Below are 25,464 nucleotides of genomic sequence, written 5' to 3' on the forward strand. Positions count from 1 at the left end.
CCACAGGTTTCAACCCGCGAACTGAATGAACGGCGCTCCGCGAGCGCGATCTTTGGCAACCCCGCGGCCACCTGTGGCGACCGTCCTATCCAGCCAACAGGGTTGTGCTGGATTTCTGATCGCTTGGGGACAAACCGAATTTGCGCGAATATTCACGGCTGAACTGCGTCGGGCTTTCATAGCCCACATCATAAGCAACCGACGCGACCGAGACATTCCCGGACACCAAAAGGCGGCGCGCCTCGAGCAGTCGCAGCTCTTTCTGGTACTGAAGCGGCGATGTCGACGTCACCGATTTGAAATGTTCGTGAAAGGCAGACAGGCTCATCCCGGATTCTGCCGCAAGATCGGTCACGGGAATGCTCGCTCGGTAGTTGTCGCGAATGAAAGCGATCGTTTTGGATATCCGGCTTGCCGGGCTTTCATGCCTCAGCAACTGGCGCAACATGCCGCCGTGGCGGGCCCGTAGCAGACGAAAGTGAATCTCTTTCAGAACCAGCGGGGCCAAGGCCCGCACCTCAACCGGGTCCTGCGACAGTCGAAACAGCCGTGTTACGGCGTCAATCAGCGCCTCCTCGGACGCGGCGGAAGCCAAGGTATGCGTATTGGTGTCAGGTTCGCCGACATCGCCGATTTCATCATAAAGGCTGCGGGCCAATGCCAGATCCAGCTTCAGCGCCAGTGCGACATAGGGTTCTTCGGGACTTGCTTGCTTGATCGCCGCCTCGGCGGGGACCGCGTGGCTGACGATCAATGTATCGCCACCGCTGTATCGAACAACCCGACCGCCGATATACGCCTCTTTCGCGCCTTGCAGCACCAGACACATGATCGGTTCGTAAAAACCGGCGGCGCATTCCGTGGTCTCAAACGTTCCAAACGCATAGAGCCCATCGACACCGGTTTCGCACCCGACGCCCAGCGCATTCTTGGTTTTCACAAGATCAAAGACATCCTCAACCAGATTTTTTGACACCATCGTGCGCGCTCCTCCTCCATGGAAATATAGCCGCATTGCGTGCCGGGTGAAGTCCCGACACCGGCCCGCCGGAGGAATAGGCAGATCATTCGGAGGATAAGGCAGCGCGTTTGCGGTCCAAGGCGCTACCTTTAGTGCAACGGCAGCAAAAGGCTTACCCATGGCACAGACAATTCTGATCACCGGCGCATGGTCGGGCATTGGCAAAGAAACGGCGAAACTGTTCGCTGCAAGGGGCTGGAATGTTGTCGCAACGATGCGCAGCCCCGACAAAGAACAGGATCTGATCGGTACAGACAACATACTGGTCACCCGTCTGGATGTCACAGACCCAGACTCGATCCAGTCGGCCGTATCTGCGGGGATCGAAGCATTTGGGGCCATCGACGCTCTGTTGAACAACGCGGGATATGGGGCCTATGGCCCGCTCGAGGCGTTCCCGATGGACCGCATTCGCCGCCAGTTTGACACCAATGTCATCGGCCTACTGGAAACGACCAAGGCCGTTTTGCCCCATATGCGGCGTCGGGGCAGCGGTACGATCGTCAACATTTCTTCGATCGGCGGCCAGATGACATTTCCCCTGGGCACCTTGTACCACGGCATCAAATTCGCCGTAGAAGGTATTTCCGAGGCCCTGCATTTCGAACTCGAAGCGGCGGGTATCAAAGTTAAGATTGTCGAGCCGGGCATGATCCGAACCGATTTCGGTGGCCGGTCCTTCGACATGGTCAACGACGAAAGCATGACCGAGTACCAGCCCGTCGTGCAGGCCCTCTTTGGCGCGTGGTCACAAGCGCAGGACGCTTCCGAGCCCTCCGTCGTTGCCGAGGTGATCTGGCAGGCCGTGACCGATGGCACACCCAGGCTTCGGTACCGGGCCGGGGCAGATGCCGATGCCCTGCTCGATGCCCGCAAAGCACAAGACGATGCAACCTTCATCGGGGCCTTGAAGCAAAATCTGGGGCTCTAGTTTCCTAGGAGGGAGGTAATGACATGTACGATCAAGCGATTGAAACTGGTGGTCTTGCCGTTGTGACAGGCGGTGCCAGCGGCGTCGGTCTTGCCGCGGCTGAGCGGTTCGCGCAAGCTGGTCTCAGCGTCCTGATTGCCGACCTTCCGGGCGATGATTTGGACAATGCTCAAAGCCGCGTTCAGACGCTTGCGCGGAACGGCGCAGAGGTTTTCACTAAGCCAACCGATGTCAGTGACGCGGCCGCAGTTGAAGCTTTGGCCGACGCTGCCTTTGCAGCGGGTGACGTAGCGGTTCTTATGAACAACGCCGGTATTGGCAAACCCAGCAGCAGTTGGGCGAGCCCCGAAGCCTGGCGCCAGATCATAGAGGTGAATCTGTTTGGCGTGCTGAACGGCGTGCAGGCGTTTCTGCCCCGGATGGTCGAAGCCGCACGCCCTGCCGTAGTGATCAACACCGGCTCAAAGCAGGGTATCACAACGCCACCCGGCAACCCCGCCTACAACGTGTCCAAAGCCGGGATCAAAGTGCTGACCGAAGCACTGGCCCATGATCTGCGTCAGGCCGACGTGCCGATCTCGGCCCACCTGTTCGTGCCGGGCTTTACCTATACCGGCATGATCGCGCGCCACATTGCCGAAAAGCCGGCTGCGGCCTGGACCTCGGAACAGACGGTCGATCACCTGATTACCCATATGTCGCAGGGTGATTTCTACATCCTCTGCCCGGACAACGACGTGACACCTGAACGAGACAAGCGTCGCGTCGCATGGGCGTTGGGCGACATCGTGGAAAACCGCCCTGCCCTATCGCGCTGGCATCCGGATTATGTGGACGCCTTCGCGGAATTCGAGAAATCCAGATAACCACTAGCCAAAGGGAGCCCCTACCGCCATGGCAATTCCACTCAAACTGAACGGTCAGACCCATAATGTCGAGGCCGAACCCGGCACACCCCTGCTGTGGGTGATCCGGGATGAACTGAAGTTGACCGGTACGAAATTCGGCTGCGGTGTCGCTTCGTGCGGGGCCTGCACCGTGCATGTGAACGGAGAACCGGTCCGGTCATGCCAGACCTATATCGAAGATGTCGAAGACGCCGAGGTGACAACCATCGAGGTTATGGACCAGGACAAGATCGGCGCAGCCGTTCAGCAGGCCTGGCTTGAGCTGGACGTGGTCCAGTGCGGCTATTGCCAGTCCGGTCAGATCATGAATGCCGTCGGTTTGCTGCGCGAGAACGCCAATCCGACCGCCGACGACGTCGACGAATACATGTATGGCAACGCCTGCCGCTGCGCCACCTACCAGCGTATCCGCGCCGGTGTTCTGCGCGCAGCCGAGATATTGGAGGCCTGAGACCCATGACAACCACTCTTTCCCGTCGCGGTTTCCTGAAAACCGCAGCCGCAGCCAGCGCGGTCCTGTATGTTGGTGCCAATGCGCGCGGTGCTATGGCGGCGGCCGACAAGGCCGACGCAATGCTGAACCCGTTCGTCAAGATCGACAGCAATGGCAACGTCATCGCCATCGTGAAGCACTTTGAAAAGGGTCAAGGGCCCGCAACCGGCCTGACCTCGCTGATTGCCGAAGAACTGGGCGTCACGATGGACCAGATCGGCTATGAATTCGCCCCGTCTGACCCGAGCGTCTATAACAATCTGTTCCTGGGACCCTTCCAGGGGACCGGGGGTTCGACCGCTATTGCGAACTCGTGGCTTCAGTACCGTTCTGCCGGAGCGACAGCGCGCGAGATGTTGATCAAAGCCGCTGCGGATGCATGGGGTGTCGATGCCGCAACACTGGACATTCAGGAGGGGATGATCACCGGGTCCGGCCAGTCCGCGCCGCTGGGTGAGTTCGTTGCCGCAGCCGCAGAAATCGCCCCAAGCGAAACGCCGCGCCTGCGTGATCCGTCCGAGTGGAAGATCATCGGCAACCCCGCCACACGCCGCAAGGACAGCCCGGTCAAGGTGAACGGCACTGCAAAGTTCGCCATGGATGTGCATCTGGACAATCAGATGGTGGTGATGGTCCGGCGCACACCGCAACGCGGTGGTACGGTCGCAGGTTTTGACGATAGTGCCGCAAAAGAAGTTAAGGGCTTTATCATGGCCCAGACACTACCGACCAAACACGGGGTGGCGGTCTATGCCGAAAACACCTGGGCGGCGATGCAGGCCCGCGAGGCGCTGGAGGTCGAGTGGGATCTTTCTGCCGCCGAAACCCGTTCGTCTCAGGAAATCCGAGACGAGATCATGGCGGCGCTCGCGGCCGATCCGGTCTACAATGTAAACAAGGCTGACCAGGCCGCGGTGACCGCGGCAGTGGATGGTGCCGATACGATCATTGAAAAGACCTTCTACTTCCCGCTACTGGCCCACGCCCCGATGGAACCGTTGAACTGTACCATCGAGCAAACCGCAGACGGCGATATCGTCCTTCACGATGGCGCACAAATGCCGACCGGCCCTCATATGGCCTATCAGCAGATTTTCGAGCTTCCGCCCGAGAAGATCCACATCAAGACCCTGCTGGCCGGGGGCTCATTCGGGCGCCGTGCAACCCCCGACGCGGACTATCAGGTCGAGGCTGCGCTGGCCTTTGTCATGACCGACCGCTCTCGTCCGGTGAAACTGGTCTGGGACCGCGAGGATGACATTCGTGGCGGGTATTATCGCCCGGCAGCGGGTCACAAAGTCCGCGTGGGGTTGAACAGCGATGGCGCCATCGTTGGTTGGGAACACCAGGTTGCCGGACAGTCGATCATGAAGGGCACCGCGTTCGAGTCAATGGTTGTCAAGGATGGCATCGATCATACCACGGTCGAAGGTGTCACCGAAAACCCCTATGCCATCCCCGGCATGTCTGTTGGGCTGACGGACACGGCGAAGGCCACCTCTGTCCTGTGGTGGCGTTCGGTTGGGCACACGCACACCGCCTATGTCATGGAGGTCATGATGGATATGGCCGCCAAGGCCGCAGGCATCGATCCGGTCGACTTCCGTCTGTCTTATCTTGGCGACGAAAAGGAACAGCAGCGCAAGGCTGCCGTTCTGAAACTTGCCGCCGAAAAGGGCAACTGGGGCAACCCGTCTGCGGGCAATGTGCAGGGCATCGCCGTGCATAAGTCCTTCAACTCTTACGTTGCAGAGGTGGTCGAGATTTCCGGCGATCCGGAAGGCGGCATTCAGATCGAAAAGGTCACCGCCGCTGTTGATTGCGGGATTGCGGTGAACCCGGACGTGATCAAGGCCCAGATCGAAGGCGGCATCGGCTATGGGATCGGTCACGCCATGCGCGATCAGATCACTCTGGACGGCGGTACGGTGGAACAGTCCAACTTCCCGGACTACGAACCCTTGCGCATCTCGGACATCAAGGCGATCGAGACGCATATCGTGCCCTCACCCGAAGCGCCAACCGGGATCGGTGAACCGGGAACGCCACCATCCGCACCCGCGTTGGCCAACGCGATTGCACAGTTGGATCTTCGGGTGTCGGAACTTCCGATGAGCGAGAACGGCGTGTCCTTCGCCTGACCTCTCCCCCACCCCAAGCTTTGTGCATTGGGGTGGGGATTTGCGCGCGTCGGGGAACGAACGGGTGCCCACCCAATTGGATCAGCGCGCTTGACCAGCTAACATCCTGATGAAAACTGCGTTAGCGGGTGGGAACCGTTCATATGGTGTCAAAAATTGTGACAGGCGGTCAAACGGGCGTCGACATGGCTGCGCTTGAATACGCCTACAAGACCGGTGTGCCCTATGGCGGCTGGGTTCCCAAGGGTCGCACCAACGAAGATGGAAAAATTCCTGACCGCTATACCGGCCTGAAGGAAACACAGTCGACAAACGTGGCCGAAAGAACCCGGCTGAATGTCGCTTCCAGCGATGCGACGCTTGTATTCGTCGATGGCTCAACCAGCCCCGGCACCGACCAAACTATTGTTTTTGCGAAGGAACTGGGCAAACCCTATTTCGTTGCCGATGTCACGTCCGGAGTTGCGGCCTGCACCCACCAGATCGCCGCATGGTTGTCCGAGACCAAAATCTCGATCCTGAACATTGCAGGCCCACGACAATCTGAGGCACCTCACATCGGGGCTATAGTGACCACTATCCTCGAGAACAGCCCGATTGGCCTGCGGCCGTGACAGACTGAGGCAACTTCCATATTCGGGTGGCCGACCCACCGGGCAATTGCCCCGTTTGTTCGAACCGTCCTGGCTCAGTCAGCCGGTCAGATGCACCGTTTCGCCGGTTATAATCGCCTGCTGCGCCGCTTGGCCCATCCTGACGGCCCAAAGACCATCGTTCAAGCTCACCTCTGGGTGCGCCCTGTCTCCGCGTACGACAGCCAGAAACCCTTCGTGCTGGTAATAGGTCGAGCCATTGTGATCTCCAGCGGCCAGCAAACTGGGGTCGACGGGGACATCGACCGCAACAGGGCCCTTGGGGTTACGCGGGCAGACGATGACCTGCGGAACCGGTGGTTCGCCCAGATGGTCCGGCCAAAAACGTCCGGGACCGGGAACCAGCGCCTCGATCCTGGCCTCGGGTCCGACGGCCAGAATCTCTTCCTGATAGCGTGACCCTTCGGCAAACATGCAAAGTTCCAGCATCGCCCGCGCGCCCGAGGCAAAATCGACGATGACATAGCCGTGGTCCAGAATATCGGGGGTCTCGCCCGCATAGGTTTCGTCCAGGTGGTTGACCGCCTGCCCACCGCTTGCCGAGACACGCACCGGGTCTGATTGCAAAATCAGACGCATCAGATCGAAGAAATGGCAGCATTTCTCGACAAAGGTGCCACCAGTGTTGCGGTTGAAGCGGTTCCAGTTGCCGACCTTTTCCAGAAACGGAAAACGATGTTCGCGGATCGACAGCATCTTTATGCCGCCAGTGACGACGGCCTTGTCGATCAGCACAGCGATGGGCGGCATGTACCGGTACTCCATGGCGACCCAGATCGGACAGGGGTAGCTGCGCTGTACCTGCTCCAGCCGCGCAACATCCTGCGGGTCCGTGAACAATGGCTTTTCAACCAATAACGGTAGTGGTCGCGTCTCTGCTATTTCGCAAAGCTGATCCACATGCAGATGGTTCGGGCTGGCGATAACGATGCAGTCCAGATCCTCGACGGCCAAAAGATCCTGCTCGGAAGTCGCCAAATAGGCATCGGGTGCAATCGTCTTGGCTGCCTTCGCCATGCCGGGATCGGGGTCATGGATCGCCGACACACGTGCGCCTTCCAGCAGGGCGATATTATGCAGGTGTTCCTGCCCCATCATGCCGCATCCAATCAGCCCGTAATTGATGGTCCGGGTCATGCACGCTTCCTTTTACTTTAGACGTTGGACATAGGTGGCCCGATCCGGATCGAACCATGTTTTTGAGAACTCAACCGGTTCGGATTTCTCGGACCAGCTGAAACGTTCGATATAACCCGCAATCTCACCTGCGGGTTTGGTGAAGCTGTCAGGGGTCCAGTCCGGCAACGCCTGCACCGAGACCCTGTCTTCGGCCCGCGTGATCCAGAACCCCAATTGGCGCTGATAATATCGATAAAGCGAGTCTGACAGCAGGCCCCGGTCGATCAATCCGGCTGATTCGTCCAACCAGATCTCCTCGACCGCGATGATTGTGTCATTCAGATAGCGCATTCGACGTACACGCGATCCGAAAGCCGAGGCGCCAAATTCCGGCAAATCCAGCGGCTTCTTCAAATGATCCACCGACAGAATATCCGCGCGTGGCAGGCCACCACCCTGTGGCAGTTCCAGACGGAACATCGCATAGACGCTGTTCTGCGTGCCAGTCTCGCGGATATAGTTGCCCGAGCCCTGAATACGCTCAAGCATCCCCTTTTTCTCAAGCTCAGCGAGCGATTTTCGCAGCGTCCCGACAGAAACCTTCAACTCTGACGCCATTTCGCGTTCAGGCGGCAGGCGTTCGCCGTCGATCAGGCGGCCCGCTGCGATGTCACGGATCAGAAGCTCTGCGATCTGAATGTAGACAGGCAGTGCGTTTGGGTTTCGATTGGCAGTGGTCACGGACGTCGCTTCACTTGGTCGCAGAAAAAATTGATACACTATTGATCTACATCAAAGCGATTGCTACGCAAGAGGAAATGCGAAACTTCTGCGGAGATCGACACAGATGACCATCGTCCCCATCACATCCCCTGATCTGGATGCGGCCGAGGTGTCATGGTTTGCGGCACTGTGTTCGGACGACTACCAGTTTCTGGGCGTGCCCGAAGGCGACCTGCGATCCAGCTGGGACCATTGTTCCGGCATCGTGAAAGAGGCCGAGGCGCAAGGGTTTCGCAACATCCTGTGCCCCTCCTCCTATCAGGTCGGCCAGGACACCCTGAGCTTTGTCGCCGGATGCGCGCCGATCACCGACAAGATCAACCTGCTTGCCGCCGTGCGTTGCGGCGAGATGCAGCCAATCATGCTGGCCCGTACCATCGCCACATTGGACCACATGCTGAAGGGTCGGTTGACGGTCAACATCATCTCGTCTGACTTCCCTGGCGAAAAGGCCGACAGCGCCTATCGCTATCAGCGCTCGCGCGAAGTGGTCGAGATACTGAAGCAGGCGTGGACGCAGGATGAGATCAATCACGCGGGCGAGGTTTATAACTTCTCGGGCCTGACGACCGACCCGGCACGCCCTTATCAGACCGGGGGGCCGCTGCTGTACTTCGGTGGCTATTCTCCTTCGGCTTTGGACCTGTGCGGCGAGCATTGCGACGTCTATCTGATGTGGCCCGAAACCAAGGATCAACTGGCCGGGCGAATGAAAGCGGTTCATGCTGTGGCCGAGAACTACAACCGCACCTTGGATTACGGCCTGCGCGTCCACATGATTGTTCGCGACACCGAGGCTGAAGCACAGGAATATGCCGACTACATCGTCTCGAAACTGGATGACGACTATGGCCGGGCCATTCGGGAACGGGCGCTGGATTCAACCTCGTTAGGCGTCGCGCATCAGGCCAAGAACCGCGATCTGGCGGATGAATATGGCTATGTCGAACCCGGCCTCTGGACTGGTGTCGGACGCGCACGGTCGGGCTGTGGGGCTGCCCTGGTCGGGTCGACCGATCAGGTGATGACCAAGATCGAAGAGTACCAGAAGATGGGCATCCGCGCCTTCATCTTCTCGGGCTACCCGCACATGGACGAAGCCAAGCATTTCGGTGCCCGCGTCATGCCCAACCTCAAAACCTGCTCGCTGCCGCAAGAATACGGTCGCGTGCCCGCAAACACCCCGGCCACCCCGCTGGGTAACGGAGTTCGTCGCTGATGCAACGTGTGAAACTATCCGACACGCTGGAACTAAGTCGCCTTGTCTATGGCATGTGGCGTCTGGGCGATGACGACGATACCTCGGCCGCGCATGTCGAGGCCAAGATACAGGCCTGTCTGGATCAGGGCATCACCACCTTCGATCAGGCCGATATCTATGGCGAATACGGGGCCGAGGCCATTCTGGGCACCGCCCTGCGCGCCAATCCCAGCCTGCGCCAGAAGATGGAGATCGTCACCAAATGTGACATCATCGCGCCGATGGGGCGCTATGCGGATGCCAAGTGCAAATTCTACGACACCTCGCGCGTGCATATCCTGAAGTCGGTCGAAACATCGCTGTCAGAAATGGCCATTGACCATATCGACCTGCTGCTGATCCACCGTCCCGACCCGCTTATGGACCACCACGAAACCGGTGCCGCGCTGGATGAGGTCGTTGCCAGCGGCAAGGTCGGCGCAGTTGGCGTGTCGAACTTCCGCCCATGGGACTGGTCCTTGTTGCAATCGGCAATGAAGACACAGTTGGTCACCAACCAGATCGAGGTTTCTCTGGGCGAGATCAGCCCCTTTACCAATGGCGATCTGGCGTTCCATCAGCAGCATGGACAACCGATCATGGCCTGGTCTCCCTTGGGTGGAGGTCTTCTGATGGCCGGAAATCCGCCGGTTGGCGTCGTCGCCGATGAGATCGCGGCCGAGTTCGGCGTCGACCGCGCCGCCGTCGCGGTGGCTTTCCTGTTGGCGCATCCGGCGGGCATTCTTCCAGTGTTGGGCACCAACAATCTGGACCGGATCAAACGCATTTCGGACGCGTTGAAGGTCAACCTGGATCGTGAAAGCTGGTACCGTCTTTACGAGGCGGCACTGGGACATGAGGTGCCATGATGAACGCCATTTCAAAGGACATAACACGCACATTCGTGCCGCACAAAGATGACACCCGCACATTGCGCGATGCTTTTGGGCGGTTTGCCACCGGCGTCACGATCGTCACATGCGACAGCGTGGACGGGCCGATCTGCATCACTGCCAACAGCTTTTCGTCGCTGTCGCTGGACCCCCCGCTGATCATGTGGGCCGGAGACCGCAACTCGCGCCGGTTCCCCTATTTTCACAAGGCACGCCATTTCAGCGTTCACGTGCTGTCGTCGGAACAGGCCGAGCTGTGCTTTGGCTGCTCCAAAGACGCTCATGCCCTGCGCGGTATCCAGCATGAGCGCTGTATGAACGGCACCCCACTGCTGCCGGATTGTCTGGCGCGGTTTGAATGCGAGCAGCATGCCTATCACGATGCCGGGGATCACGTCATCGTCGTAGGCAAAGTCCTGAAGGTCAGCATGGCAGAGGGAGACGCGCTGACCTATTACGCCGGAAAACTCGGCCAATTCGCGCAGCACTAAGCGCGCTATGACGACTGCGGGACCAAACCCGCAGCTGAAAAAGGGAGGATCCGCATGGGCGGATTGACATCGGTGCTGGCGCCGATTGCGTTCGTGAATGAAACCGCGCTGCGTCTGGGCCGCGCGGTTGGTATTGTTGCCATCGCCTTGATGGTGATCGCAATTCTGATCCAGGTGTTCTTCAGATATGTTTTGGGCAATGCCCTGCCCTGGCCGGACGAGGCCGCCCGGTTCTGTATGCTTTGGATGACCGGGCTGATGGCGCCCACTGCGTTCCGGCGCGGCGGGTTCGTGGCGATCGACATGGTACCGCTGATGCTGCCGCGCGTTTTGGGGCAGGTCCTGACCCTCTTTCTGCTGGTTGTTTCGCTGGCCGTGCTGCTGGTCGCCGTTAACATTGGCTGGTCCGAGGTCACAGGGTTCGGCGGCAAATTCGCCACCGCTGCATTGTACCTTCCCACATCGCTGGGCTTTGACGAATGGTATCGCATCCCGCGCAGCTGGATGATGGCGTCGCTGCTGGTCGGGGTGGTGCTGCTGATCGCCGTCAATATCGAGCTGATCCTGCGCGCAGTGATTACCTTGTTAGGAGGCGAGGACCTTCTGCCCGAAATCGCCGATGCACCTGTGGGGGCTGAATAGATGCTGATCTGGTTCCTGCCCACATTCCTTGTCTTCCTGATCGTAGGCCTGCCAGTCTTTTTCGCGCTTCTGGCCGCGCCCGGTATCCTGCTCTGGCTGAACGGTCAGACCAACGATATCACGCTGCTCTATCGCAATGTCTATAACGGCATGGACAGCTTCCCGCTGATGGCCATCCCGTTCTTCATGCTGGCCGGAGAGTTGATGAACCGGGGCGGCATCACGATCCGTCTGGTTGAATTCAGCCAGGCCCTGATGGGCCATTTCCGGGGCGGTCTGGCGCATGTCAACGTGCTAAGCTCGATCCTGTTTGCGGGTCTGTCCGGGTCTGCGGTGGCTGACACCTCGGCGCTTGGGTCGATGCTGATCCCGGCAATGGAAAAGCAGGGCTATACCCGCAAATTCGCCGCTGCGATCACGGCGGCCAGTTCGGTTATTGGGCCGATCATTCCACCGTCGGGCATCATGATCATCTATGCCTATGTGATGGGCGAAAGTGTCGCTGCCTTGTTCCTTGCCGGGATCGTGCCGGGCGTCATGGTGGGCGTCGGCCTGATGCTGATGATCAAGTTTATGGCCGACAAATACGATTTCCCCGTCGCTAGTCGCAAATACACGTGGCCAGAGCGCCGTCAGGCCAGCCTCAAAGCGTTTTTCCCGCTGCTGACACCGGTCATCATTCTGGGCGGTATTCTGGGGGGTGTCTTTACACCAACCGAAGCAGCCGCTGTCGCTGTAGGCTATGCCTTTCTTATCGGGTTCTTCGTGTTGCGTACACTGACACTGAAGGAAGTGCCCGAGATACTCAGCAACGCGGGCCTGACTTCGGCGGTCGTTCTGCTGCTTGTTGGCGCGGCGATGGCGTTCAAGACCGTGGTCAGCCTGAGCCATGCGCCTGAGCAATTGGCCTCGTTGATCCTCAGCCTGTCGGAAAACCCGCTGATCCTGCTGTTCCTGATCAACCTTCTGCTGTTCATCGTCGGCATGTTTCTGGATGCAGGCCCCGCGATCATTATCCTGGGTCCCATTCTGGCGCCGATCTTCACCAGCCTGGGCGTGGACCCGATCCACTTTGCCATCATCATGAGCGTCAACCTGACCGTCGGTCTGGCCACGCCGCCCATGGGGCTGGTGCTGTTCGTGGCCGCCGCCGTGTCACGCGAGAAGGTGGAAACCATAGCCAAGGCAATCCTGCCATTCCTGGCCGTTGAGATTCTGGTGATCTTCCTGATCACATACGTCCCCGCACTATCCATGACGATCCCGAGGATAACGGGATTTGCAAACTGAACTGAGTATCACAGGGAGGAAACGCATGCTCAGAAACTTCATCAAAACCGCAGCGGTGGCCACATCGCTGGTGGCCGCATCCGCCATCGCGGCGACCGCGGCCGACTACACGCTGCGCGCAACCGCAAACTCGAACGAGAATGACGAAGACTATGACGGTTTGATCGTCTTCAAGAATTACGTCGAGGCCGCATCAAACGGCGCGATCGAAGTCGAACTGTTCATTGGCACACAGCTGTGTTCGAACGGCGCAGAATGTCTGCAGGGCGTGGCCGAAGGTCAGATCGATATCGTGATCCAGACGTCGAGCGGAACGTCGGGCATTTTCCCATTCGTGCAGGTCCTCGACTTGCCCTATTTGATGTCCGATGACCGCGTTGCGGAAGCGGCGCTGGCCAACGGTTCTTCTTTTGTGACGAAAATGCAGGAGATGGTTGCAGAAAATTCGGGTGGCGCCCTGCGGTTGATGACCATCGGCAATACCGGCGGGTGGCGCAACTTTGCCAACACCCAGCGCCGCGTCCAGAACCCCGGTGATATGGATGGTCTGAAAATCCGTACGGTTGTGGCGGACCTGCCTCAGGAACTGGTCAAGGCACTGGGTGCGGCTCCGACGCCGATCCCGTGGCCGGAACTGTTCACCAGCTTCCAGACCGGCGTTGTTGAGGGTTCGAAAAACGGTATCACCGACATCATGAGCATGAAGTTCCCCGATGCCGGCCTGAAATATATCACGCTGGATGGGCACGCCTACATGGGCGCATTGTGGTTCATGAACAACGAAAAGTTCATGTCGATGCCGCCTGAACTGCGCAATGTCATCGTCGACGGGTTCTATCAGTTGCAGCAGGCGACATTTGCTTCGCCCAAGCGCAAATCGATCCAGGCGTACGAGGACTTCGTAGCCGAGGGTGGTGATCTCTACGTACCGACCCCGGAAGAAAAGGCTGCGTTCAAAGAGGCCGCCGCACCTGTCTACGATTGGTTCAAGGCCAATGTCGACGGCGGCGAAACTGCCTTTGACGCATTGGTTGCGGCAGTTGCCGAAGCCGAAGCCGAAATTGCAGCAACGCGCGAAGCTGAAACGCAATAACGCGCCAAAGCAAGAAAACCCTGCGCGCGACCCCGTCGCGCGCAGGCCAACAACCCCAGCTGCCCTTCTTGCCGGAGACGCTCCCATGCTCGATCAAACCGATGCATTTCGCCGCCAAGGTTACCTCATCTTCGAGAACGCGCTGAGTGCGGAAGACCTGCAGATGCTGCGCAATACCTGCGACACGCTGTTGGAAGAGCCCGCCCATGATGGCGGCGGCAACGTCCACAAAATCGGTCTGGGCGACGCGCGGCGCTTTCTGCGCCACCGCCACGCCGAGTTTCCCTCGCTCGAGGGTTTTCTGCTGGGTGAAAAAATCGCCGAGATTACCAACGCCTGCGATATTGCAGACCCGATGCTGTTCAATGAGCAGTTTGTCGTCAAAGGCGCAGGCAAGGGCGCCAGCTTTGCCTGGCATCAGGATGGGGCTTATGTCGGCTTTGATCACACACCTTACCTGACCGTCTGGATCGCTGTGGATGATGCAACCGAAGAAAATGGCTGCGTCTATATCCTGCCGCGTGACCTGGACGCGGAACCGGGTCTGGACCCTCATGAGTGGCAGGACGAAAGCAACGAGCTCAACGGGTATTTCGGCGCTGAAACAGGAGTCCCGATGACCTGTAAGGCGGGCACCATCGTGGCCTTTTCCAGCCTGACGCTTCACAGTTCGGGTGCGAATACGACCAATAATCCGCGACGCGCGTTTGTCTGCCAATATTCCTCGGGTCCGATTATCGATCCGGAAACCGATGCCCCGAAACGGTTCGCGAAGCCGCTAAGGGTTTGACTGTCATCTGAAAGGGTACATCCACCCTTTGTAATCATCGACCAGAACATGCGCCCTTTCGATTTGCTCCGGCGACATTTTCTTGACCACTTCCTCAAGGCTGATCGCCGCATCGGGATCGCCACCAATGGCGCTGAGCGTGTACCACATATACGCCCGTACCAGATCGGGCACAGGCATGCCCAGACCCAGCTCGTAATACCAGCCAACGCCCGACTGCGCGCCGGGATGACCTTTCATCGAGGCGCGCAGATACCATTCGAACGCCCGCTCGTAATCCTGTTCGACCCCAAGGCCCAGCCCGTACATGACGCCGATCAGCTCTTCGGCCTCGGCGTTGCCGGACCGGGCAGCGGGAAGAAGCTCTTCTCGCGCGGCCTCGAAGTCTCCGGCTTCCATCAGATCACGCGCCTGTTCCAGTTCGGCCAGCGCCGGGGCGGCGAGAAAACAAAGGGCAAATACAATCTGGCGCATGGGGTGGCTGTTCTCCTCTGGGCCGGGGCTGCGGCGGCGCAAGACCTGCCGCAGCCGCTGACCGGTGACGACTTCATCCCCTTTGATATGGATCAGGCCGCCATTGGTCATCAACTGTTTTACGATCCTATCCTGTCGGGCAATCAGAACATCGCCTGTGCCCATTGCCATCACCCGGATTTCGGCACCTCTGACGGGCTGTCCTTAGGTATCGGCGAGGGCGGGCAAGGACTAGGCCCGGATCGCACACCAGGCGCTGGAGCCGACAGAATTCGCAAACGCATCCCCCGCAACTCACCGGGGCTGTGGAACCTTGGAGCCAAGGAAGTTCATACGGTCTTTCATGATGGCCGCCTCAGCATCTCGGACGTCTACGGTAACGGCTTCAACTCACCTGCGCAGGAATGGCTGCCCGATGGGCTCAATTCGCTGCTGGCCGCGCAAGCACTTTTCCCGCTGACCTCGCAATTCGAGATGGCTGGCAATGTCGCGGAAAACCAGGTGACCGGAGCGGTGCATGATCGGATCGACAAGGGCTGGCCGATCCTCGCCAAACGCGTGCGCACAGATCCGCGATACGGTCCCGCAATGGTTGCCGCCTTTGACGAGGTCGAGACGGCCCAAGACATAACGATCACCCAGATCGCCAACGCACTGGCTGCCTTCATGGCGATTGAGTGGCGTAGCACCGACAGCCCGTTTGACCGCTATCTCGCGGGGGACGGGAACGCGCTGACGGCTGCACAGAAAGACGGAATGGACCTATTTTATGGCAAAGCGCAGTGTTCAAGCTGCCATTCCGGGCCGCTGTTGTCGGATCAGAAATTTCATGCGCTGGCTCTGCCGCCCTTCGGGCCCGGCCGGACACGGCAATGGGATCCGTATGCCCGGGATGTCGGCCGCATGGGCGAGAGCGACCGGCTTGAGGACGCCTACAGGTTCCGCACACCGATGCTGCGAAACGTCGCGCTGACGCCGCCATATGGCCACAACGGCGCATTCCCCGATCTGGAAAGCATGATCCGCCATCACCTGGACCCGCAGGCCAGTCTGATCAACTGGACCCCCGAACTGGCCGCGTTACCCGACGTGCCCTGGTTGCAGGCCGCCGACTTCGTGGTCTGGGACGACCGGATCGAAATGGAGCGCCAGCGCAACAAGATCGATATTCAGCCGGTCGAATTGAAGGAACGCGAAATCCAGAACCTGGTTGCGTTTCTACATGCGCTGACCGGCGCAAGCGTCGACACGCCGCCTTTTGGTGTTCCTGAAGGTTTCGTTCCTTAGTGGTGGGCTGGCTTCATACAAACCCAGTTAGGCCCGACCATAGCGTTCATGGGTTTGCGCTGGACACCAGATAGTCCTTCAACCGCCTGAACGCCTGTTTGCGTTCAGCAGCTGGCGAATAGACCACGTAGTACCCACAGTCCTTACGGCTGATGGTTGGACCGGTTCGCACCAGCTGATGCCTTGCGATCAACCAATCTTCAAGCCCCCAATAACCGATCCCAACCCCTTCGCCCGCGCAGATCATGTCCAGCATGGTCGGATAGCTCGCGACCCGCTCGAACGGAGTATCGGCGTCCAGGGACTGGCCAGTTCTTGCGGCGTACTCATGCCAGGTCATCCAACCATGCGCGTAAGGATCGCCATGGTCGAACATGTGTTTGGGATCCACCGTCTCGGCCAGCCGAAAGGGGTCGAAATCCGGATTGCCGGCCAGGAACGCCGGGCTTGCAATCACCTGACAGGTCTCGGGAAACAGCAGGTCGCTCGAGCGGTCGCCAAAATCGCCTGTTCCGAACCGAATTGACAGATCGACCGAGGGTTCTTCGAAATCGCGATAATTGTCGGACGTCAGAAAATTGATCGTGACCTGCGCGGCCGCGCGCATTTTGCTGATCCTCGGCATCAGCCACAGATGCGTTACACCAAAAGACGCGCCGATCCGCAGCTCACGGTCGTCCGAGGACAGAATGTTCTGCAGGCCCAGTTCCAGCCGGTCCAGCGCCGATGTGGACAGCTCGGCCAGGTCCTGCCCCTGTGGGGTCAGCGAAACCTTATTGCCCCGTCGCGCAAAGACCGGCGCGCCCAGCCATGCCTCAATATTAGCGATGTGCCGTGTGACAGCGGGCTGCGCCACCGACAGCTCTTCGGCTGCGCGCGTGAAACTGCCATGTCTGGCAGCCGCCTCAAACGCAAGCAGCGCATTCAAAGGGGGAAGACGACGTCTAACCATAATAGCCTTGGATAACAAAAAAGCATCAAAGCATTCAACAATTTGGTCTCGCCGCCTGCGCCTAAACTGTGTGATGACTCCTCCAAGCACACCGTTGGGGAGTCAGAACATGGAACGCGTGAAATTCACTCAGATGAAGGACGGCACGAAGGAAGAGTACGAATTCCTGACGGCGCATGAGATCGAATACACAAAAGGCACCGCCGATCGGCTGCTGCATGCGTTGGAACATCTGGATGAGGGGCTGTCTGGCTATCAGATCACCCGGCTAGGACATTCGACGCAGTCGGCCACACGGGCCTGGCGCGATGGCGCGGATATCGACTGGGTCGTGTCGGCGCTTTTGCATGACATTGGTGATATCTTTGCCCCCTACAACCACGATGAATATGCTGCCACGATCCTGAAACCGTTTGTGCGCGAGCAGTGCCGCTGGTGCGTGGAAACCCACGGTGATTTCCAGATGCTGTATTATGGCCATCACCTTGAGGGCTTTGACCAGAACAAACGTGACCGCCATCGCGGGCACAAATATTTCAACGATTGCGCCGAATTCTGCGAGCGCTGGGATCAGGCCAGTTTCGACCCGGATTACGACACCTTGCCGCTTTCATTCTTCGCCCCGATGGTGCGCGAAGTCTTTGCCCGCACGCCCTATGACCCAGCGGTGATGCAGGCCGAAGATCAGCCGCTTGTTGTCCCTCAAACAGCATCTGCACGCGTTTAAGAAAGCTGTCGAGATGACCGATCAAGCTGATGCGCCAACCCGCGCGCCGCGCAAAATATGGAACTTCACGCCCAATCTGCCGCTTCGGGTCGCGCCCTACTGGGACTGGCCGATGAAGCCGCTGGCCTCGGTTCTTTATCTGCTGCGCAGTTGGAATCCGATCGGCATACGGTGTTTGCTGCTGCTGGGTGCGATCCTTACCTGGGTTTTTGCCACCCCCGATCTCAGCCGCGCCGAGACCCTGTCGTTTGACTGGGTCTTCCAGGTCTGGATCCGCAATTTCATCATCCTGTTTGCGGTCGCCGGCGGATTGCATCTTCTGCTTTGGAAACTCGGCGTTCAGGGCGACGAGACGCGCTATGACATGCGCCCGATGATGACCAACACCAAGGCATTCTGGTTCAAAAACCAGGTCTGGGACAACATGCTATGGTCGTTTGTCGCGATGCAGTTCTGGACGTTCTGGGAATGCGTCATGTGGTATGCCTATGCCAATGGCTGGGCAACGATGATCACGTTTGAATCAAACCCGGTCTGGTTTGTCACACTGATCATCCTGATCCCCATCTGGGCGGGCTTCTATTTCTACTGTCAGCACCGGCTGCTGCATATCGGGTTCATGTACAAGCACGTGCATTCCTGGCACCACAAGAACATCAACACCGGGCCATGGTCGGGCCTGGCGATGCATCCGGTCGAGAGCTTCATCCTGATGACGGATACGCTTTTGTTTTTGGTCATTCCGGCGCACCCGATTCACGTGATTTTTCTGTTGTTTCACCACGGCATCGGGGCTCCGACCTCGCATGCGGGGTTCGAGAAACTGAAGGTAGGAAAGACCGCTGGACTGGAGGTCGGGGATTTTTTTCACCAGCTGCACCATCGGTTTTTCGATTGCAACTATGGCACCTATGAGACCCCGTGGGACACATGGTTGGGCACCTTCCACGACGGCACGTCCGAAGGCAACGAGTTGGTGAAAAAGCGTCGCCGCAAAATCTGGTCCGGCCAATAGTGTCGGTCCGCGGAACGCCAACCTCAGGGGATTGAACGGAATGAAACGGATTTACGATTTTAGCAGAAACCCGGCGCAGCGGAATTATACGGTCGCTGACCTGAAGGCGCTGAAAGGCTCGGGGCGCACGCTATCGATGGCCAATCCGGCCAACAATGACGAGCTGCGCGCCTGCGTCGATGCGGGGATCGATCTGTTTGTCGTGGGTGCCGACCAAATGCACGATGTTCGCGCCATCGCTCCCACCCATTTCACCGGTGCCGGATCAAGCTGGGCGCAATTCGGGTCTGATGACGAGATTGTCGCACACGCCTATGAGACAATGCGCAGCGGGGCCGACATGTATTATACCCTGCGCTCGTTTGAGGTGATGGAACGTATGGCAAAGGACGGCATCCCGGTTCAAAGCCATATCGGGTTGATCCCGACATTCAGCCATCATTGTGGGGGACTGCGCGCTTGGGGACGAACCGCTGAGGAAGCGATGAAGGTTTTCTCGACCCTGAAACGCATGGAGGATGTCGGTATCTTTGCCGTTGAGGTCGAGTGCCTGGCCGAAGAGGTTCTTGCTGCGGTGAACACCAAGACCTCGGTCGTGACCTTCTCGTTGGGATCGGGCAACGCGGGCGACGCGGTTTTCTCGTTCGTTGCCGATGTTTGCGGCGAGGCGAGCGAAGAAGATAAACCGCCAAAACATGCCTACGCGTTTGGAGATGTTGGACGGTTGCACAGGCAGATCCATGAGGAAAGGGTCGCTGCCCTGGGGATGTTCCACAAGGAGGTCACCCAGCAACGGTTCCCCTATCCCGAGACCAATATCGGAATGCACGAGGGCGAACATACAAAGTTTCTGGAAGCTTTGGACAAGTGGACGCCAACGCATCAATAGCCGCGCGCGTTACCACCCTAGTGACCGATCCGATCACCGACGCCGCAGCGTTTCAATCACCGCCCGTCTTGTCCACCTCTGGCGGATCGTCGCGTCCCCAAAGCGGCCACCACCACGGTTTCGAAAATATCTGATCGGGCTTTTCATCCAGCAACAGAAAACCACCCCCTCGACCTTTTACGAACCAAGCGATCCCGAACAGCGCAAGGCCGAGCCATTCCAGATAGAACGTGGCGTTGTACCTGTCCCATGCATGTGGTTCGCAGCCTGTCGCAAGGATGAATATGCCTTTGGCGTCATCAAAAGCGTCGCAATCTTCGAAACCGGCCCTCAGACCGAACGCAAGCGTCGCAAGCGTGATGATCATCAACACCCCGCAAACCCTGTAGATCGCGTTGCGAATACACTTGTTCCGGTTCTTTTGTTTGGTCTGAAAATCGTTGTTCCGGTCGGTTGCGGTAAACACAAACAGGTTGAAGATCGCGAGCGTTATGAACAAGAAAACCGCTGCAATCAGGTGAAACTTGCCTCGGAAGGTTTCCATCGGAAACGCATTGGGCAACGTCTTGGTCGTGTGGGATTCCAGCAAAATCCGAGACGGTGCGAAAATGTCGTCGCAGCCCGATCCGTTGGTTGGATTCATGGCCACAAGAATCGCACAAATCCCGCCAAAGACCGCCAGATAGCGCTCGGGCTTGGACTGTCCGCGATAGAACATGAGGAACAGCCCAACGCTGCACGTCACAGCAACAAAGACATCGCCCCAGAACGGCAGATAGTAGCTGTGTGAGATCGAGTCCCGAAAACACTCTGACGTGCGATGGCCATAATACAGAACAACCGGCAACAGAAAGGCCAGGATGCCAATCCACAGCGCCTGGATTTGGCGCTGGCGCTTGAACTCGACAAGAGTTTCGAGCGGCCAGCCTTTCTGCGGTTCAAAAAACTTCTGAATGCGCGCGCCAATACCCATGCAGGGTCCTCCAGGTTTGACCGTTCCAAGTCTCCGAAGCACTGACTGCCGGATTTGCCATTGCGCCTCTAGGCGATAAGCTGGTGGTCATAGACGTACCAGGTGGACGGATCCAGAACCTGTTCCGGCGTCAGCGCCTGTCCGATGATCGACACCATTGTGCTGTCGATCCGATGGCCTTGAGGGCCACGATTGCGCCCCGGTTCGTAGTCCTGACCGTTTCGGTCCATCCAAAGCTGCCAGATGCGGTCCACATTGCAGTGGTTGAGGAAGAAGGCCGGATCATTGGGCGAGGTTCCCGGCCCCATATCTCCGCCGATCCAGACGTGTACCCGGTTGTGCAGCTGCGGTCCCTGCACCCAGCCTTCCAGAACATTGCGGTGGCTGACGACACTCTGGTTCCACGGTGGTCGGTCATAGACGGCTTGATTTAATGCGACGTCCACCTGCGCCTCGGTCGGCAGGGTTCTGACCAACGGGTTGAGCCCGCTTGCGCGTTGGATCGCTCGGGGTGGTGTGGATACCAACCGTCCGGTTTGCGCGTCCTGTACCAGCCGTACCTGCATGTTTGCGATGAGACCGGTCCGAACAGCACCGCGCGCCTCGCCAATGTACTGCGGCGACCACAAATCGGTGCGCCACTGATCCTGAACTGGCAATTCACCATCCGCGGCCCAGTCCCAATAGGGCAGGCCGAAATCCGGGTCGCCCAGAACCTGTTGCAGATTTTCTTCAAGCCGGATCAGGTACATCCGGTGCCAGGGCAGGAAGATGGGGCCGCTATGCGCCGCATTTCCAACAGGGAAAGGAATCGACATGGCAAGCACATGCCAGAACACAAAGATATCGTAGATCGAAAGCTCCTGATCCACGCCAACGATATCCAGCGGCAGATTGTTGTTCCTCAGAAACGCCAGGATATCGCGCGCAAAGATGCCCGAATTCGGTTGATCCAGCGCGACCATCCCCTGAAGAAACTGGTCCCGAACGGTTTGACTGACAAGAATGTTTTCTCTGGTACCGACCATCAGTGATGCCCTCCGTGATCGTCATGGTCGTCGCTGCCATGATCGTGACCTCCTGATCCAAGCTCGTCCCGGACCAGCGGCGCAAGGCGCGCCGCGTCGATGATCGAGCGCGCGAGATCAATCGCTGACGGGAACGAGTAATTCGGCAGCCCGTGGCAATGAACCGTGCCGTCATCCATGACCATCGTGTGCAGTGTCAGCGGTTCGCCATCGATTTCGATGCGATAGGTGGTTTTGATCTTGATCTTCTTGCCACGGTGAATGGCGGTTCTGGTGGAGGTAAACGACTTCTGATGACCATGATGACCAGCGTCGGCCACGTGACCGTCCGGCAACTGCAACTCGCCCAAATTCGGGCTGAGGTCGTGGTCATATTGCTTGTGCTTGTCAGACATAAAAATCTCCTTCCCATCAATTGGTCGGCGGCTGTGGCCCAGCACCATTCAGAAACAACTTCGGGACGCAGCCTTTGCTGCGCGAAGCACCGCTTTGTTTCATTGCGCGCCCGCGCCAGCAGGCGAGGGCCTCATTGCCGCTGAACCGGAAAACGCTCGGGGTCTTTCAGGTACTCGACGATCGCCATTTTTTCATCGTGCGTGAAAGGTGTGTCCCAGAAGACATGGCCGCCGTTTCCGTTTCCCGGCACTGTTGTGTCAAAAAGAAATGCGTTTTCCTGGTCGGAGCTGACAAATCCCAGCCGTTCTGCGTCCAGGGTACGATCACCGACGAAAAACGTCTGCTCGCGCTCCTCCGGCGGTGAGATCACTTGATAAACCGTGCGGACCGACCCGTTATGCAGATAGGGACCAGTTGCCCAAACGCCGATCAATGGCGACGCCTTTAGGGCAAAACCACCCATTGGTGGCTTGTAGCTGCACGGGTTTGAAACGCCGCTCAGCGCATTTTCTCGCGCGCATTCAGGATGATCCGCTGGCCTTTGGCGCGTTTTTGCATCGTACTCGTCACCCAGTGCTTTTCTGACGACACCGCTGACCACAGCTTGCAACAACAAGACGGAAGGTACGACAGGCTTCAAGCCACCCTGATCTGCCGGGCCTGCCAAGGGGCCTGTTTTTGCCCAACGCTGCGTAAAAGCCCTTGTATATTCATCATCTGTCCCGGCCTTTGAGGCCGGAATGGCGCTTACCTTGACGAACACATCTTGATTGTGGTTCTCACTTTGCTCCGTCATGCGATAAGGCGGCGCGTTGTGACATCCTTCGCAATTCGCCGCAAACAGGTCGCGGCCCTGTTCGGCCAAAGGGGTGTCAATCGGACCCAGAAGTTCTTCGGGCCAGGCCGGTGCGGTCAAATCTGTGATCCAGCTTTCGTACAGCTCCAGCGCGCCCGTATCCGCAGAGGAGTCAAACCTTTTGCTTTCCTCGAATTCGACCTTGCCGAAGACGCCAAGCGCCTGCCCGAGGTTTCTTGCAAACGGGTCGGCGACTGCAAGGTTCCACTGGACGAATTCAAGCTGGTCGGCCAGCCACAGCGCCGGATAGCTGGTCGGCGCGCGGGGAGTCGCGAGGTTCTCGATGATGCCCAAATCCTTGACGGCCACTGCATTGACGATCTGGGTCAACGCATCGACACGCCCAGGCCCCGATGGATGCAACGGGCTGCGCTGCGCCATTTGTCCGGAAAACTCGGTCGCGAACGCAAGGAACTTTGGGACAAACTCCTCGGGATTGCCCAATTCGGCAGGATTACTCAGACCAAGGTTCTGCATGAATTTGGCAAAGCGAGGTGCGGGTTGCGGATTAGCGGGGTCGGAGAGATCCATCTGGCCGGTTTCGCGCACCGCCCGCGCCAGATCGAGGACGAACCGGTCGAAGTCAAAACTCGCAGGAGCACCGTCGACCCTGAATTGCGCGCCGTCGATAACGACATCGGCGGTATGGCACGCCGCACAGTTCAAACCAACTTTTGAACCATCCTCGGTGGATGCCACGGCAAATCCAACCGGCAAACCGTGCGGATTGAGCGCGTCAATGTGTGATGGCAACAGCCCGTACCGCGATAGATTCTCGGGCGAGGCAAAGCGCATCGTGCCGTCGCTCGTTTCAAGCGCAAGGAACCAGCTGAGCGGCATGATGTCTCCGCCCTGGCTGGTGTGGTAGTACATTCTGCGAATCTCGTCTTGCCATCCCTGATCAAAGAACTGGGTGTGATCTTCGCTTAGGCAGGGGATATCCAGCTGGGTCCAATCCCCTTCGTTGAGGCAAGCCACCACTTCGGCCGTTTCGCGTGCGGTCCGACGCGTGACCGTGGCATGCGCGCGCGTGCCGGGTGCACGAAATCCGGGGAACCAGCCAAAGGCGCGGACGTTCCAGCGATCAAAGCGGTTCCCTGCCCCGTCTGGACTGCGTGGAAGATCGTCGATCGCGAGGTCTTCTTCCGACGCGATACGCTCGGCCACGACCTGCGTGTCTGGCCCGGCGTCCAATTCCCGGCGGGTTTCGGTGTGGCAACTGACGCAATCCGTATTGAAGAAATGCGCAGCACCGGCATCGGCAATGACGCTGGCGATATCAGCCGCGCCCTCGGGGCTGTTGTTGCCACTGCCAAACAACGTGCTGGTCGAGACACCGGCGCTGGGGTCGGGCTGCGGCAAACCAATTGCGGGGAGGACAAAGTTCGCCAGACAATCAACCGGCAATCGGTTGCGAGTCAGACCCGGCGGCACAACACCGCCGTTCTGGGAATCCTCCAAAAATGTCAGCATCTGCTGAAAGTTCATGGCCCCGGCGCCATCCTCAGGCTGGGCAATGGCAGGGCTGGGAACCGGGGCGAACCCGGCGTCATTCCGTTGCAACGCCAGAAACACCCACGGCTCGGGCGCACCGGGCGGCAGACCCGCGACAGATACTGCGGATAGCCTGTCTTCGCTCAGGTGGTTCTCCAAAAAGCTGTCAAGGCGCGCAGTGAGCAGCTCAGCAGCGGCAGGGTTTTCGAACGCCGGGTGAACGCCCAGCGGAGTCCCGGCTGTGTCCACTCCCATCGCCGCCAATTCATCCCGAATGGCGGCCAGATCATCCAGCGCTGCCTGAAAATCATCCATGTCGGCCTGATCAGGCAATACCCGGAACGGACAGGACGGCATACTTTCTGAAGCGTTTGCGCCAAAGGTGTAGACCAGATGCACGGCTTCGTCCTTGACCGCGCTGCTTGCGGCAAAGTCGACAGGTTGCACGACAAGCCTGATTTGCAAGTTGCGCCCGAACGGCCTGAACGCTGCGTCCAGACCCGGCGCACCCGGATCGATCCGGACCGAGGCCACATGCAACTGGTCACGACGACCTGTAAGAAGGCTTGAATCGATGGTCTGCACCGCACTCGGCATTCCATTGACGGCATCAATGACTGCGCCAGCTGTCGCTGCCAGCGCGGTGGAAAAAATCGCCTCAGGCACTTCGACACGCGGGTCACTTGCCTGCATTGGTGCCTCGAGAAGAATGGAAACGTCGTTCTGCGAAAACTCCTCGGCCGCAGCGGTTCCGGCGACCAAAAGAAGGGCGGCAAGTGCTTTGCGTGGCATATAAGGCTCCGATAAATACACTTAATGATTGATAAATATATACTAAATAAACCATGATTCGTCGGCTTTTGAATAGCCTCGGAATAAATCAGA

Annotated in this window: 25 protein-coding genes; 16 read left to right on the forward strand and 9 right to left on the reverse strand. The window is 58.6% G+C overall.

The window, feature by feature from the left end; all coding sequences use genetic code 11:
* Positions 1-85 precede the first annotated feature (85 nt).
* Entirely contained in the window at positions 86-979 is an 894-nt protein-coding gene (locus tag ACR0LX_RS12180; RefSeq protein WP_480783943.1) for an AraC family transcriptional regulator, read from the reverse strand.
* 160 nt (positions 980-1,139) lie between these two features.
* Between ACR0LX_RS12180 and ACR0LX_RS12185 the strand changes: the two genes are divergently transcribed.
* The 5 genes from ACR0LX_RS12185 (at position 1,140) to ACR0LX_RS12205 (ending at position 6,108) form a co-directional block, all read left to right on the forward strand.
* Positions 1,140-1,952, forward strand: coding sequence for an SDR family oxidoreductase (locus ACR0LX_RS12185; RefSeq protein ID WP_480783944.1), 813 nt, complete (start codon positions 1,140-1,142; stop codon positions 1,950-1,952).
* 23 nt (positions 1,953-1,975) lie between these two features.
* Entirely contained in the window at positions 1,976-2,818 is an 843-nt protein-coding gene (locus ACR0LX_RS12190) for an SDR family NAD(P)-dependent oxidoreductase (RefSeq protein WP_480783945.1), read from the forward strand.
* 28 nt (positions 2,819-2,846) lie between these two features.
* Positions 2,847-3,311 carry a (2Fe-2S)-binding protein gene (locus ACR0LX_RS12195; RefSeq protein WP_480783946.1) on the forward strand — a complete coding sequence of 155 codons (465 nt, stop codon included), beginning with the start codon at positions 2,847-2,849 and terminating at the stop codon, positions 3,309-3,311.
* 5 nt (positions 3,312-3,316) lie between these two features.
* Positions 3,317-5,494, forward strand: coding sequence for a xanthine dehydrogenase family protein molybdopterin-binding subunit (locus ACR0LX_RS12200; protein WP_480783947.1), 2,178 nt, complete (start codon positions 3,317-3,319; stop codon positions 5,492-5,494).
* Between the two features lie 143 nt (positions 5,495-5,637).
* Complete coding sequence (locus ACR0LX_RS12205; protein WP_480783948.1) at positions 5,638-6,108, forward strand: putative molybdenum carrier protein; 471 nt, start codon at positions 5,638-5,640, stop codon at positions 6,106-6,108.
* A gap of 78 nt (positions 6,109-6,186) precedes the next feature.
* Here the strand turns inward: ACR0LX_RS12205 and ACR0LX_RS12210 are convergent, their stop codons facing one another.
* Positions 6,187-7,284, reverse strand: coding sequence for a Gfo/Idh/MocA family protein (locus ACR0LX_RS12210; RefSeq protein ID WP_480783949.1), 1,098 nt, complete (start codon positions 7,282-7,284; stop codon positions 6,187-6,189).
* Positions 7,285-7,296: 12 nt separating this feature from the next.
* Complete coding sequence (locus ACR0LX_RS12215; RefSeq protein WP_480572483.1) at positions 7,297-8,007, reverse strand: GntR family transcriptional regulator; 711 nt, start codon at positions 8,005-8,007, stop codon at positions 7,297-7,299.
* Positions 8,008-8,113: 106 nt separating this feature from the next.
* Between ACR0LX_RS12215 and ACR0LX_RS12220 the strand changes: the two genes are divergently transcribed.
* From ACR0LX_RS12220 to ACR0LX_RS12250, 7 genes are all read left to right on the forward strand, one after another.
* On the forward strand, positions 8,114-9,268 hold the full coding sequence (locus tag ACR0LX_RS12220; RefSeq protein ID WP_480783950.1) for an LLM class flavin-dependent oxidoreductase: 1,155 nt from the start codon (positions 8,114-8,116) through the stop codon (positions 9,266-9,268).
* Complete coding sequence (locus tag ACR0LX_RS12225) at positions 9,268-10,158, forward strand: aldo/keto reductase (RefSeq protein WP_480783951.1); 891 nt, start codon at positions 9,268-9,270, stop codon at positions 10,156-10,158. The genes ACR0LX_RS12220 and ACR0LX_RS12225 overlap by 1 nt, the downstream gene beginning before the upstream one ends.
* Positions 10,158-10,673 (forward strand): flavin reductase family protein, encoded by a 516-nt coding sequence (locus ACR0LX_RS12230; RefSeq protein WP_480783952.1) that lies wholly within the window; start codon positions 10,158-10,160, stop codon positions 10,671-10,673. Before ACR0LX_RS12225 ends, ACR0LX_RS12230 begins: the two co-directional genes overlap by 1 nt.
* Positions 10,674-10,727: 54 nt before the next feature.
* A complete protein-coding gene (locus tag ACR0LX_RS12235) occupies positions 10,728-11,315 on the forward strand; it encodes a TRAP transporter small permease (RefSeq protein ID WP_480572471.1) in 588 nt (195 codons plus the stop codon).
* The gene (locus ACR0LX_RS12240; RefSeq protein WP_480572468.1) at positions 11,316-12,605 is read left to right on the forward strand and encodes a TRAP transporter large permease; all 1,290 of its coding nucleotides are present in this window, start codon (positions 11,316-11,318) and stop codon (positions 12,603-12,605) included.
* Positions 12,606-12,630: 25 nt separating this feature from the next.
* Entirely contained in the window at positions 12,631-13,698 is a 1,068-nt protein-coding gene (dctP, locus tag ACR0LX_RS12245) for a TRAP transporter substrate-binding protein DctP (protein WP_480783953.1), read from the forward strand.
* An 85-nt stretch (positions 13,699-13,783) separates the two neighbouring features.
* A complete protein-coding gene (locus ACR0LX_RS12250; protein WP_480783954.1) occupies positions 13,784-14,488 on the forward strand; it encodes a phytanoyl-CoA dioxygenase family protein in 705 nt (234 codons plus the stop codon).
* Positions 14,489-14,491: 3 nt separating this feature from the next.
* Here ACR0LX_RS12250 and ACR0LX_RS12255 read toward each other — a convergent pair whose 3' ends face one another.
* Positions 14,492-14,962 carry a tetratricopeptide repeat protein gene (locus tag ACR0LX_RS12255; protein ID WP_480783955.1) on the reverse strand — a complete coding sequence of 157 codons (471 nt, stop codon included), beginning with the start codon at positions 14,960-14,962 and terminating at the stop codon, positions 14,492-14,494.
* Between the two features lie 3 nt (positions 14,963-14,965).
* Here ACR0LX_RS12255 and ACR0LX_RS12260 point away from each other — a divergent pair, with 3 nt between their 5' ends.
* On the forward strand, positions 14,966-16,249 hold the full coding sequence (locus ACR0LX_RS12260) for a cytochrome-c peroxidase (RefSeq protein ID WP_480783956.1): 1,284 nt from the start codon (positions 14,966-14,968) through the stop codon (positions 16,247-16,249).
* A gap of 46 nt (positions 16,250-16,295) precedes the next feature.
* On the opposite strand, the gene ACR0LX_RS12265 is transcribed toward ACR0LX_RS12260, so the two are convergent.
* Positions 16,296-17,201: a LysR family transcriptional regulator gene (locus ACR0LX_RS12265; RefSeq protein WP_480783957.1), complete on the reverse strand. Its 906-nt coding sequence runs from the start codon at positions 17,199-17,201 to the stop codon at positions 16,296-16,298.
* Positions 17,202-17,310: 109 nt separating this feature from the next.
* On the opposite strand from ACR0LX_RS12265, the gene ACR0LX_RS12270 reads away from it, so the two are divergent.
* From ACR0LX_RS12270 to ACR0LX_RS12280, 3 genes are read left to right on the forward strand one after another with little or no spacing between them, the layout of a single operon-like run.
* The gene (locus ACR0LX_RS12270) at positions 17,311-17,928 is read left to right on the forward strand and encodes an HD domain-containing protein (RefSeq protein ID WP_480783958.1); all 618 of its coding nucleotides are present in this window, start codon (positions 17,311-17,313) and stop codon (positions 17,926-17,928) included.
* 13 nt (positions 17,929-17,941) lie between these two features.
* Positions 17,942-18,943: a sterol desaturase family protein gene (locus ACR0LX_RS12275; protein WP_480783959.1), complete on the forward strand. Its 1,002-nt coding sequence runs from the start codon at positions 17,942-17,944 to the stop codon at positions 18,941-18,943.
* Between the two features lie 40 nt (positions 18,944-18,983).
* Positions 18,984-19,832 (forward strand): 3-methyl-2-oxobutanoate hydroxymethyltransferase, encoded by an 849-nt coding sequence (locus tag ACR0LX_RS12280; protein WP_480783960.1) that lies wholly within the window; start codon positions 18,984-18,986, stop codon positions 19,830-19,832.
* Between the two features lie 52 nt (positions 19,833-19,884).
* Here ACR0LX_RS12280 and ACR0LX_RS12285 read toward each other — a convergent pair whose 3' ends face one another.
* The 4 genes from ACR0LX_RS12285 to ACR0LX_RS12300 form a co-directional block, all read right to left on the reverse strand.
* Positions 19,885-20,805: a hypothetical protein gene (locus ACR0LX_RS12285; RefSeq protein ID WP_480783961.1), complete on the reverse strand. Its 921-nt coding sequence runs from the start codon at positions 20,803-20,805 to the stop codon at positions 19,885-19,887.
* 68 nt (positions 20,806-20,873) lie between these two features.
* The gene (locus tag ACR0LX_RS12290) at positions 20,874-21,833 is read right to left on the reverse strand and encodes a tyrosinase family protein (RefSeq protein WP_480783962.1); all 960 of its coding nucleotides are present in this window, start codon (positions 21,831-21,833) and stop codon (positions 20,874-20,876) included.
* Complete coding sequence (locus tag ACR0LX_RS12295) at positions 21,833-22,228, reverse strand: hypothetical protein (RefSeq protein WP_480783963.1); 396 nt, start codon at positions 22,226-22,228, stop codon at positions 21,833-21,835. The genes ACR0LX_RS12290 and ACR0LX_RS12295 overlap by 1 nt, the downstream gene beginning before the upstream one ends.
* 131 nt (positions 22,229-22,359) lie before the next feature.
* Positions 22,360-25,371 carry a di-heme-cytochrome C peroxidase gene (locus ACR0LX_RS12300; RefSeq protein WP_480783964.1) on the reverse strand — a complete coding sequence of 1,004 codons (3,012 nt, stop codon included), beginning with the start codon at positions 25,369-25,371 and terminating at the stop codon, positions 22,360-22,362.
* Positions 25,372-25,464 lie beyond the last annotated feature (93 nt).

This window comes from Ruegeria sp. CH11, assembly GCF_056537105.1.

Coding starts and splice junctions, on each gene's coding strand:
- ACR0LX_RS12180 (WP_480783943.1), bottom strand. CDS start 979: ATGGTGTCAAAAAATCTGGTTGAGGATGTCTTTGATCTTGTGAAAACC.
- ACR0LX_RS12185 (WP_480783944.1), top strand. CDS start 1,140: ATGGCACAGACAATTCTGATCACCGGCGCATGGTCGGGCATTGGCAAA.
- ACR0LX_RS12190 (WP_480783945.1), top strand. CDS start 1,976: ATGTACGATCAAGCGATTGAAACTGGTGGTCTTGCCGTTGTGACAGGC.
- ACR0LX_RS12195 (WP_480783946.1), top strand. CDS start 2,847: ATGGCAATTCCACTCAAACTGAACGGTCAGACCCATAATGTCGAGGCC.
- ACR0LX_RS12200 (WP_480783947.1), top strand. CDS start 3,317: ATGACAACCACTCTTTCCCGTCGCGGTTTCCTGAAAACCGCAGCCGCA.
- ACR0LX_RS12205 (WP_480783948.1), top strand. CDS start 5,638: ATGGTGTCAAAAATTGTGACAGGCGGTCAAACGGGCGTCGACATGGCT.
- ACR0LX_RS12210 (WP_480783949.1), bottom strand. CDS start 7,284: ATGACCCGGACCATCAATTACGGGCTGATTGGATGCGGCATGATGGGG.
- ACR0LX_RS12220 (WP_480783950.1), top strand. CDS start 8,114: ATGACCATCGTCCCCATCACATCCCCTGATCTGGATGCGGCCGAGGTG.
- ACR0LX_RS12225 (WP_480783951.1), top strand. CDS start 9,268: ATGCAACGTGTGAAACTATCCGACACGCTGGAACTAAGTCGCCTTGTC.
- ACR0LX_RS12230 (WP_480783952.1), top strand. CDS start 10,158: ATGAACGCCATTTCAAAGGACATAACACGCACATTCGTGCCGCACAAA.
- ACR0LX_RS12235 (WP_480572471.1), top strand. CDS start 10,728: ATGGGCGGATTGACATCGGTGCTGGCGCCGATTGCGTTCGTGAATGAA.
- ACR0LX_RS12240 (WP_480572468.1), top strand. CDS start 11,316: ATGCTGATCTGGTTCCTGCCCACATTCCTTGTCTTCCTGATCGTAGGC.
- dctP (WP_480783953.1), top strand. CDS start 12,631: ATGCTCAGAAACTTCATCAAAACCGCAGCGGTGGCCACATCGCTGGTG.
- ACR0LX_RS12250 (WP_480783954.1), top strand. CDS start 13,784: ATGCTCGATCAAACCGATGCATTTCGCCGCCAAGGTTACCTCATCTTC.
- ACR0LX_RS12255 (WP_480783955.1), bottom strand. CDS start 14,962: ATGCGCCAGATTGTATTTGCCCTTTGTTTTCTCGCCGCCCCGGCGCTG.
- ACR0LX_RS12265 (WP_480783957.1), bottom strand. CDS start 17,201: ATGGTTAGACGTCGTCTTCCCCCTTTGAATGCGCTGCTTGCGTTTGAG.
- ACR0LX_RS12270 (WP_480783958.1), top strand. CDS start 17,311: ATGGAACGCGTGAAATTCACTCAGATGAAGGACGGCACGAAGGAAGAG.
- ACR0LX_RS12275 (WP_480783959.1), top strand. CDS start 17,942: ATGACCGATCAAGCTGATGCGCCAACCCGCGCGCCGCGCAAAATATGG.
- ACR0LX_RS12280 (WP_480783960.1), top strand. CDS start 18,984: ATGAAACGGATTTACGATTTTAGCAGAAACCCGGCGCAGCGGAATTAT.
- ACR0LX_RS12285 (WP_480783961.1), bottom strand. CDS start 20,805: ATGGGTATTGGCGCGCGCATTCAGAAGTTTTTTGAACCGCAGAAAGGC.
- ACR0LX_RS12290 (WP_480783962.1), bottom strand. CDS start 21,833: ATGGTCGGTACCAGAGAAAACATTCTTGTCAGTCAAACCGTTCGGGAC.
- ACR0LX_RS12295 (WP_480783963.1), bottom strand. CDS start 22,228: ATGTCTGACAAGCACAAGCAATATGACCACGACCTCAGCCCGAATTTG.
- ACR0LX_RS12300 (WP_480783964.1), bottom strand. CDS start 25,371: ATGCCACGCAAAGCACTTGCCGCCCTTCTTTTGGTCGCCGGAACCGCT.